8 protein-coding genes, 1 tRNA gene and 1 pseudogene are annotated in these 8,651 nt (G+C 66.2%); 7 read left to right on the plus strand and 3 right to left on the minus strand.

Annotated elements, in window-relative coordinates; genetic code table 11:
• Positions 1-1,531: pseudogene (locus APM_RS22515) on the minus strand (transporter); the annotation flags it as partial.
• 487 nt (positions 1,532-2,018) lie between these two features.
• Between APM_RS22515 and APM_RS21970 the strand changes: the two are divergent.
• The 5 genes from APM_RS21970 (at position 2,019) to APM_RS02445 (ending at position 4,597) form a co-directional block, all read left to right on the plus strand.
• On the plus strand, positions 2,019-2,177 hold the full coding sequence (locus APM_RS21970) for a hypothetical protein (protein ID WP_158004986.1): 159 nt from the start codon (positions 2,019-2,021) through the stop codon (positions 2,175-2,177).
• A gap of 557 nt (positions 2,178-2,734) precedes the next feature.
• Positions 2,735-2,811, plus strand: a tRNA-Trp gene (locus APM_RS02430).
• A 59-nt stretch (positions 2,812-2,870) separates the two neighbouring features.
• On the plus strand, positions 2,871-3,065 hold the full coding sequence (gene secE, locus APM_RS02435; RefSeq protein ID WP_007421768.1) for a preprotein translocase subunit SecE: 195 nt from the start codon (positions 2,871-2,873) through the stop codon (positions 3,063-3,065).
• A 9-nt stretch (positions 3,066-3,074) separates the two neighbouring features.
• Positions 3,075-3,605, plus strand: a complete 531-nt coding sequence (gene nusG / locus APM_RS02440) for a transcription termination/antitermination protein NusG (protein WP_007421769.1) — start codon at positions 3,075-3,077, stop codon at positions 3,603-3,605.
• An 89-nt stretch (positions 3,606-3,694) separates the two neighbouring features.
• Positions 3,695-4,597, plus strand: coding sequence for an alpha/beta fold hydrolase (locus APM_RS02445; protein WP_007421770.1), 903 nt, complete (start codon positions 3,695-3,697; stop codon positions 4,595-4,597).
• Positions 4,598-4,604: 7 nt separating this feature from the next.
• Here APM_RS02445 and APM_RS02450 read toward each other — a convergent pair whose 3' ends face one another.
• On the minus strand, positions 4,605-5,027 hold the full coding sequence (locus tag APM_RS02450) for a MaoC family dehydratase (RefSeq protein ID WP_007421771.1): 423 nt from the start codon (positions 5,025-5,027) through the stop codon (positions 4,605-4,607).
• A gap of 118 nt (positions 5,028-5,145) precedes the next feature.
• On the opposite strand from APM_RS02450, the gene galU reads away from it, so the two are divergent.
• Together galU and pgmG are read left to right on the plus strand one after the other, a co-directional pair.
• The gene (galU, locus tag APM_RS02455) at positions 5,146-6,045 is read left to right on the plus strand and encodes a UTP--glucose-1-phosphate uridylyltransferase GalU (RefSeq protein ID WP_035188603.1); all 900 of its coding nucleotides are present in this window, start codon (positions 5,146-5,148) and stop codon (positions 6,043-6,045) included.
• Complete coding sequence (pgmG, locus tag APM_RS02460) at positions 6,038-7,456, plus strand: phosphoglucomutase/phosphomannomutase PgmG (RefSeq protein WP_007421773.1); 1,419 nt, start codon at positions 6,038-6,040, stop codon at positions 7,454-7,456. Before galU ends, pgmG begins: the two co-directional genes overlap by 8 nt.
• 59 nt (positions 7,457-7,515) lie before the next feature.
• Here pgmG and trpS read toward each other — a convergent pair whose 3' ends face one another.
• Complete coding sequence (trpS, locus tag APM_RS02465; protein WP_007421774.1) at positions 7,516-8,517, minus strand: tryptophan--tRNA ligase; 1,002 nt, start codon at positions 8,515-8,517, stop codon at positions 7,516-7,518.
• Positions 8,518-8,651 lie beyond the last annotated feature (134 nt).

An 8,651-nucleotide genomic window follows, 5' to 3' on the forward strand; every position in this document is an offset into this window, starting at 1 on the left:
CATAGGTGCTGGTTCCGGCGAGGGTTTCGGTGCCGCCTGTCAGGACAAGGCCTCCCCTTCCAGAGATGTTCCCGGAGAAAATTCCGCTTGCACTGGTCAGGGTCAGGGTCTGGTTGCCGAGATATACGGTGCCGGTCCCGGTGAGACCGGTAACGGATGCACCATGGCTGGTGGCTGAAATATCGAAGGCGCCATTGTCGACGACGTCGGATGAATCGGCAATTGCGCCACCAAGGCCAAGGCTCAGGGTGGTTGCGTTGCCGATCGTTGTCGTGCCCGAATATGTGTTGGCTCCAGCAAGAGTCAGCTGGCCGAGGCCATAGACCATGAGGTTTCCGGTTCCGGAGACCGGCTGCGATATGCTCGTGTCGAAGGTATTCGTGTCGATGGACCCGCCGCCGGCCGCGAGCACGATGGCGTTTCCGCTCGCAAGATCGAAAGTGTTGGAAAACTGAAGAGTTCCGCCGTTGAAGGTGAGGCTGCTGCCCGCCGCGCCCAGGCTGCCTGCCGCCGAGATGGATAACGTGCCCGCATCGATTGTCCACGGTGTTACCGCAGAGGTGGAGCCCGTCAGGGCCCAGGTGCCGTTGCCGGTCTTCCGATAGGCGGAAAAGCCGAGATATTGAGATCCGATCGTCGACGTATCGAAGCTGTCGTTCACCGTGCCGCCCAGGATAAGGGCGTTGGTTCCGGCTGTGGCGTTCACATTGCCGATGATATTGGAACCCGTGCGGATCTCCAGAGAATTCGTGCCGCCCGTGAACTGAATGGCTTCGGCGCGCGTGCTGCCGTTCCCGGACAGACCACCTGAAATCGTTCCGCTATTGATGATGGAGAGGTTTGTTCCGGTGATTGCGGCGCCACCATTGCCAAATGAACCATTCCCGCCCGTGCTGGCGCCGCCGATCCCGCCATTGCCACCGGAAATACTGCCGGAGTTGATTAGACTACCCCCATTGGTGAGGGCGGCTCCCAGTCCGCCATCTCCCCCCGAGCCGCCGCCGCCATTATCGGTGGTGCCGCCGAAGCCGCCTGTGCCGCCGGCAAGCTGCCCGGCATTGTTGAAGCTGCCGTCGCCCGTGAGAAGCAGCCCCACGCCACCGGACCCGCCACCGCCGCCGCCACCACCCGAGTTGCCGCTGGCATCGCCGCTGCCGCCATGACCGCCGGCCCCTCCGGTGATCGTGCCGGTCGTCGAGTTGCTGGAGCTTCCGCTTCCGGTCACAACGAGGCCTGACCCACCCGCGCCGCCGCCGCCGCCACCTCCGCCTTCGAGAAGATTGAGCGTGCCGGTTCCGTCGGTTCCGGCATTGCCCGCCCCGCCGGCAACCGCGCCGGCGTTGTCGATCTGCGTGGCATTGCTGCCAACGGAACCGCCGCTACCGCCCGTGCCGCCGGGAGAAGTGCTGAGAATGGACAGCAGAAGGTTGCCGTTTCCGCCATTTCCACCGGCGCCGCCGATGCCATCGGACAAATTGACGCCGCCGCCCCCGCCGCCTCCGGCGCCCGTGCCCAGACCGTTAGTGACCACGCCGACGGCGCTTTGACTTCCTTGCACTCCAGCGGCTTGACCGGATGTCGGAGTTGTCGCGCCGCCGGTACCACCCGCGCCGGCGGGCGCGAGACCGAGGGTTGCTGCGAGGCCGGAATTGATTCCTCCCCCTCCATCTCCACCGTTTGCCCAAACATATCCTGGTGCAAGGGTTAGAAGTGAAACGGATATTATAAAAAATGCGCGGAGGGCGATTTGGACAAATGGTATTGTTGCAGCAGAATCTCGCAATGGACCAGAAGCGTGGACCGTATACTTAATCATGCTTATTCTCATTTTTCTGGACGAATTATATTAAATCAACATAATGAATTAATAATTATTTAATTTAATTTGATAAAATATTTCGGATTGTATCAAATTATTCTTGATCTGAACAATTTCAGACGGGGCGGGCCACAGTCACCGGCGCGTTCGTGCGCATTTTCTCAAGTAAATCCTGGATTTCCGGAGTCATTCATGATTGATGGCGATCGCTGCGATTTCAGAAGCTGGCGATGCGGACTACACGAAATCTCTGCCCGTCATGAGCGTGGCGCTCGCCCGCGCGCCGGAAGGCCGCCGGCGTGTCTTTTGCCTCGCGCAGAGCTGCCGGGATGCCGGGCGGATGGACGAGGAGGCGTAGTCTGCGCGACTCCGGGAGGCGCGCTGCTGCCGGCGGCGCGGGGACGACGGGGCGTTCCTGCGGAGCGCGTTGGCCGCTTGCGGTCAGCGCCCGCACCGGGCCGAGCCGCTCCATCACGTGGCCCGATACCATCGCGAACGCGGGCTGAACGTGGCCGCCGCGATGGTTGCCGGGGAAGGTCTGGCGCTGGATTGTCCCGCTGACGACAAGCGGTTCATCGACGGCTTCGTTTATCGGTGGGGGCTTCGCGAGGAGCTGTCGAGCGCCGGGAACCATGGCCGCGATCCGACGCGGCGGGCACGGGTGGATGCTAGAAAATCAATGATTTAGCGGCCTGCTCGTCCCTGAAATTCACCTGCGAATTTCAGGGGCGGGACACTGGCCCCGGTTCCTTGTCGAAGCGGCATGCCTCGTGCGGGGGACGGGCATGGATGCTGCCGAAATGGCCGTGCGGGGCACGCGCGCGGCATCCGGTCGGGCTGGCGCTCTTGACAGCGGGGCCGGGTCGTTGTGGAAGGCGGATGGACGCGCACGGTGTGCGGGCAGTCCGAGCCCGCAGGGGTGTAGCTCAATTGGCTAGAGCGCCGGTCTCCAAAACCGGAGGCTGGGGGTTCGAGACCCTCCACCCCTGCCAGCCGGAACCCGAGGGCCGGCGCCGGCAGCGATTCTTGTTTTTCGTGGAGCACTCAGACATTGGCGTTCAACCCGGCGAAGTTCTTGCGCGACGTGCGCAGCGAAGCGTCCAAGACCACCTGGCCTTCGCGCAAGGAGACACTGGTGACCACCGGTGTGGTGCTGGCGATGGTCGTGGTGACCATCGTCTTCTTCCTGGTGGTGGACCAGGTGATCGGGTTCGGCATGCGGCTGCTGTTCGGCGTCGGGAATTGAGGTAGGGTCATGGCAAAACGCTGGTACGTGCTGCATGTGTATTCCGGGTTCGAGAAGAAGATCGCGACCCAGATCATGGAAACCGCGGCCCAGAAGGGGCTGGCGGACCAGATCGAGCAGGTGATGGTCCCGGCCGAGGAGGTCGTGGAGATCCGCCGCGCCCAGAAGGTCAACGCCGAGCGCAAGTTCTTCCCCGGCTACGTGCTGGTGAAGATGGAAATGACCGACGACGCCTGGCACCTCGTGCGCGACATTCCGAAGGTCACCGGATTCCTCGGCACCAAGCTCAAGCCGACGCCGATTTCCGAGGCCGAGGCGCAGCGCATGCTGCAGCAGGTGCAGGAAGGCACCGAGCATCGCCGCCCCGCCGTGGTCTTCGAGATCGGCGAGCAGGTGCGCGTGGCCGACGGGCCGTTCACCAGCTTCAACGGCGTGATCGAGGATATCGACGAGGACAAGGGCCGGGTGAAGGTCTCGGTCTCGATCTTCGGGCGGTCGACGCCGGTCGAACTCGAATACGGGCAGGTCGAGAAACTCTGAACCTTTCTCCTCCGTCCTGCCGGTGACGGGGCATCACCCGGCCGGGTGATGCCGATCGCTGAACGGGTGGACGGAGCCGGGAGACGGGCATGGACGGTGCGACAGAGACGATCAGGGTTCCGGCGAACGGGCTCGAATTTGTCGTGGATTCAGTGGGTTCGGGGAAGAAGCTCGCGCTTTGCCTGCACGGGTTCCCGGAATCGCGCTTCTCCTGGCGGTTCCAGCTGCCGCTGCTGGCGAGCCTTGGCTACACCGCCTGGGCGCCGGATCTGCGCGGGTACGGGCACTCCTCGCGGCCGGAGGGGGTGGAGAATTATCGCATCTCGCATCTGCTGCGCGACGTCGCCGGGCTGATCGACGCGGCGAAGGCGCGCGGGATCGACGAGGGGGTGGTGCTGCTCGCGCATGACTGGGGCGGGGCGCTGGGCTGGCTGTTCGTGCTGAACGGGGTGCGGCCGGTCGAGCGGTTCATCGTGATGAACATGCCGCATCCGTACCTGTTCGCGCGCGGGCTCAGGACCTGGAAGCAGCTGCGGCGCTCCTGGTACATCTTCGGTTTCCAGATCCCCCGCTGGCCGGAGCGGGTGCTGGCGGCGAACCGGGCCGCCTGGATCGCGCGGGCGTTTCGCGGCGCCGCGATCGACAAGAGCCGGTTTCCCGACGAGGTGCTGGAGGTCTACCGGCAGAACGCGCTGATCCCCGGCGCGCTGACCGCGATGATCAACTGGTACCGGGCGAATTTCCGCAACCCGTTCCGCGGGCTCGCGCCGGCGAAGCGGCTCGCGGTGCCGACGCTGATGATCTGGGGCGAGCGGGATGTCGCGCTCGGCCGGGAGCTGACCGAGGGGACCGGGGCGCTGGTGGACGACCTGACGCTGCGTTACCTGCCGGACGTGTCGCACTGGGTGCAGCAGGAGGCGCCCGAATCGGTGAACGCGATGATCCGGGCCTGGCTCACCGGCGCGCCGGTGCCGGAGCATCCGGCGGGGTGAGCGCGGCTCAGCGTTCGAGCAGGACGCCCTTGCTGGTGCCCTCGACCGCGACCTCGCCCGATTCGAGCAGGGTGAGGGTGCCGGCGCAGATGGCGATGGTGCCGAGGCCGGGCTTGTAGTCCAGCTCGGTGACCTCCCAGCGGATGCGGGCGTGCGCGCCCATCGGCACCGCGCGGCGGAAGCGGAAGCTGAACTCCATGCCGACGGTCGGGCCGAGACGGGCGAAATGCGCGGCGGTGAGGCCCATCATCCGCGCCGTGGTCTCGGTGCCGCTGACGATCAGCCCACCATAGCGCGAGGCTTTCGCCTTCGCCTCGTCGTGATGCATCGGGTTGGTGTCGCCCACCAGCAGGGCAAAAGCCCGGGACGCACTTTCATGAAAAACGTGATCGGTCTCGAAACTGTGGCCGAGCTTCACCAATTCCGCCATGTTTTGGCCTTCCTCGCGTGTTCTTGTCCGCCGCGTCGCACCGTGGCAGTGAAGTTGGACGTCACACCTGCCACAAGGTCCGGAAGGCGTCCATTCGATACCGCGCATCCCGCGCCCTATGATAGTCCGGGAGGTTGTTTTGCCGATCAAACCATTGAAAAAAGCCGTTCTTCCCGTTGCCGGCCTGGGGACGAGATTTCTCCCGGCCACCAAGGCGATTCCCAAGGAGATGTTGCCCGTCGTCGACAAGCCGCTGATCCAGTACGCGATCGACGAGGCGCGGGCGGCCGGGATCGAGCAGTTCTGCATGGTCACCGGACGCGGCAAGACGGCGCTGATCGACCATTTCGACATCGCCTTCGAGTTGGAGGCGACGCTGGCCGAGCGCGGCAAGCAGGACGCGCTCGACATGCTGCACGAGGAGGTGATGGAGCCGGGCTCGATCGTGACGGTGCGCCAGCAGGTGCCGCTCGGGCTTGGCCACGCGATCTGGTGCGCGCGGGCCTTCATCGGCGACGATCCGTTCGCCATCCTGCTGCCGGACGACCTGGTGCTGAGCCAGACCCCCTGCCTCGGCCAGCTCGCCGACGCCTACCGGGCGACCGGGGGCAATGTCGTCGCCGTCGAGGAGGTGCCGATGGAGCAGGTGCACCGCTACGGCGTGCTCAAGACCGGGGCGACGGAGCGGAATCTCGTGGAGGTGAAGGGGCTGGTCGAGAAGCCGAAACGCGAGGAGGCGCCGTCGAATCTCTCGATCATCGGGCGCTACGTGCTGCTGCCGGAGGTGATCGGCCATCTGGCGCGGATGGAGCGCGGCGCCGGCAACGAGGTGCAGCTGACCGACGCGATGGCGAAGATGATCGGGGCGGCGCCGTTCCACGGGCTGAAATTCGAGGGGCGGCGGTTCGACTGCGGCGACAAGGCGGGCTATCTGGAAGCGCAGATTGCCTTCGGTCTGGTGCGTCCGGACCTGGGGCCGTCGATCCGTCACTTCCTGAAGGCTTATTCCGATGCATGACAAGACCGGTTTCTCGCATCAATTCCCCGCCAGCACGCTGCGCGAATACGATATTCGCGGCATCGTCGGCGAAACGCTGCACGAGACGGACGCCTTCGCGATCGGGCGAACCTTCGGCTCGATGGTCGCGCGCAAGGGCGGCAGCCGGGTGATCGTGGGCCGCGACGGGCGGCTCTCCTCGCCGGCGATGGCGCGGGCGGTGATCGCGGGACTGGTCGCCAGCGGCATGCAGGTGACCGATATCGGCTGCGGGCCGACGCCGATGCTGTATTACGCGGCGACCGTCGCCGAGGCCGATGGCGCGGTGATGGTGACCGGCAGCCACAACCCCTCGAACTACAACGGCTTCAAGATGATGCTCGGGCGCAAGCCGTTCTTCGGCGCGCAGATCCAGGAGCTCGGGCGGCTGGCGGCGGCGGGGAATGTGGAGCCGGAAGGCGAGGGTTCGGTCGAGGAAAAGGATGTCAGCGACGCGTATCTGGCCCGGCTGCTGGAGGACTGGGAAGGCGGCGACCGGATGCTCAACGTGGTGTGGGATACCGGCAATGGCGCCGCCGGCGAGATCGTCGCGCGGCTGGTGCAGGCGCTGCCGGGGCGGCACATGGTGCTGAACGCCGAGATCGACGGGCGGTTCCCGGCGCATCATCCGGACCCGACGGTGCCGAAGAACCTCGAGCAGCTGGTCGCCGCGGTGAAGAAGCAGGGGGCGGATATCGGCATCGCCTTCGACGGCGACGCCGACCGGATCGGCATCGTCGACGATACCGGCGAGATCCTGTTCGGCGACCAGTTCCTCGTGCTGCTGGCGCGCGACGTGCTGGCGGCGCATCCGGGGGCGATGATCATCGCCGATGTGAAGGCGAGCCAGGTGCTGTTCGACCAGATCGCCGCCGCGGGCGGCACGCCGCTGATGTGGAAGACCGGGCATTCGCTGATCAAGTCGAAGATGGCGGAGACCGGCGCGCCGCTGGCGGGCGAGATGTCCGGCCACATTTTCTTCGCCGACAAGTGGTACGGGTTCGACGACGCGATCTATGCCGCGATCCGCGTGCTGAACGCGGTGAACCGGAGCGGCGAGAGCGTTTCCGCCTTCCGCAAGAGCCTGCCGCAGGTGATCAACACGCCGGAGCTGCGCTTCGACTGCGCGGAGGACCGGAAATTCGAGGTGGTGGCCGAGGTGGCCGAGCGGCTGCGGGCGGATGGCGCCACCGTGTCGGAGACCGACGGGGTGCGGGTGACGACCGAGGACGGGTGGTGGCTGCTGCGGGCCTCGAACACCCAGGCCGTGCTGGTGGCGCGGGCGGAGGCGGGGTCGGCCGAGGGGCTGGCGCGGCTGAAGCAGATCCTCGCCTCGCAGCTCGCGGCCTCGGGCCTCGCGCCGGATTTCTCCGGCGCGAATTCCGGGCATTAAGCCACTGAAGTTCAAAGATTGACGATGCGCCCCCGGCCGGAACCGGGGGCGTTTTCGGTTCAGCGCGCGGGCAGCAGGCCGACGAGGCGCTCGGCTTCGGCGACGATCGGCTCGGCGATGGCCGCCGCACGGGCGGCGCCGGCCTGGAGCATGCGGTCGATCTCGGCGGGATCGGCGGCGAGGCGTCTGGTCTCGGCGCCGATCGGGGTGAGTTTCTGCACCGCGAGCTCGGTCAGCCGTTCCTTGAACGGGCCGAAGCCGCTGCCGGCGTGCTGGCGCAGCACCTCCTCGGCGGTGATGCCGGCGAGGGCGGCGTAGATGCCGACGAGGTTGCGGGCCTCGGGGCGGGAGTCGAGCTGCGCCGGGCGCTCGGGCAGCGGTTCCGGGTCGGTCCTCGCGCGGCGGATCTTCTGGGCGATGGCGTCGGCATCGTCGGTGAGGTTGATGCGGCTCTGGTCCGAGGTGTCGGATTTCGACATTTTCCTGGTGCCGTCGCGCAGGCTCATGATGCGGGCGCTGCCGCCGATGATGCGCGGGGTGATGGCGGGGAAGAATTCCACCCCGTAATCGTGGTTGAATTTCTGCGCGATGTCGTTGGCGAGTTCGAGATGCTGGCTCTGGTCCTCGCCGACGGGCACCTCGGTCGCGTGATAGGCGAGGATGTCGGCGGCCATCAGGTTGGGATAGACGAACAGGCCGGTGGAGACGGCCTCGCGGTCCTTGCCGGCCTTGTCCTTGAACTGGGTCATGCGGTTGAGCCAGCCGAAGCGGGCGACGCAGTTGAAGATCCAGGCGAGGCGCGCATGGGCGTGCACCGCCGACTGGTGGAACAGGATGCTGCGGGCGGGGTCGATGCCGCAGGCGACGAGCAGGGCGGCGTTCACCCGCGTCTGCTGGCGCAGCGCCTCGGGCTCGACCCAGACGGTGAGCGCGTGCAGGTCGACCAGGCAGTAGATGCCCTCGTTGCCCTCCTGCAGCGCGACCCAGTTCTGGATCGCGCCGAGATAATTGCCGAGATGCGCGATTCCGGTGGGCTGGATGCCCGAAAATATGCGTGCCATGGCCGCTGTATCAGCGCGCTTCGGCGGCCCGGTCAAGCGCCGTTCAGGCGGGTTTGGGGCGGCGCAGGAGCAGGCGCAGCTCGGCCGGGCGGATGGCGCCGAGGAGAATGCCGGCGAGCGCGAAGACGGCGAGG

Source organism: Acidiphilium sp. PM, assembly GCF_000219295.1.
GTDB classification, from domain to species: domain Bacteria; phylum Pseudomonadota; class Alphaproteobacteria; order Acetobacterales; family Acetobacteraceae; genus Acidiphilium; species Acidiphilium multivorum.

Excerpts from the sequence above, each read along its gene's own strand:
- trpS (WP_007421774.1), bottom strand. The coding sequence starts at position 8,517 with ATGGCACGCATATTTTCGGGCATCCAGCCCACCGGAATCGCGCATCTC.
- pgmG (WP_007421773.1), top strand. The coding sequence starts at position 6,038 with ATGCATGACAAGACCGGTTTCTCGCATCAATTCCCCGCCAGCACGCTG.
- nusG (WP_007421769.1), top strand. The coding sequence starts at position 3,075 with ATGGCAAAACGCTGGTACGTGCTGCATGTGTATTCCGGGTTCGAGAAG.
- APM_RS02450 (WP_007421771.1), bottom strand. The coding sequence starts at position 5,027 with ATGGCGGAATTGGTGAAGCTCGGCCACAGTTTCGAGACCGATCACGTT.
- APM_RS21970 (WP_158004986.1), top strand. The coding sequence starts at position 2,019 with ATGGCGATCGCTGCGATTTCAGAAGCTGGCGATGCGGACTACACGAAA.
- APM_RS02445 (WP_007421770.1), top strand. The coding sequence starts at position 3,695 with ATGGACGGTGCGACAGAGACGATCAGGGTTCCGGCGAACGGGCTCGAA.
- galU (WP_035188603.1), top strand. The coding sequence starts at position 5,146 with ATGATAGTCCGGGAGGTTGTTTTGCCGATCAAACCATTGAAAAAAGCC.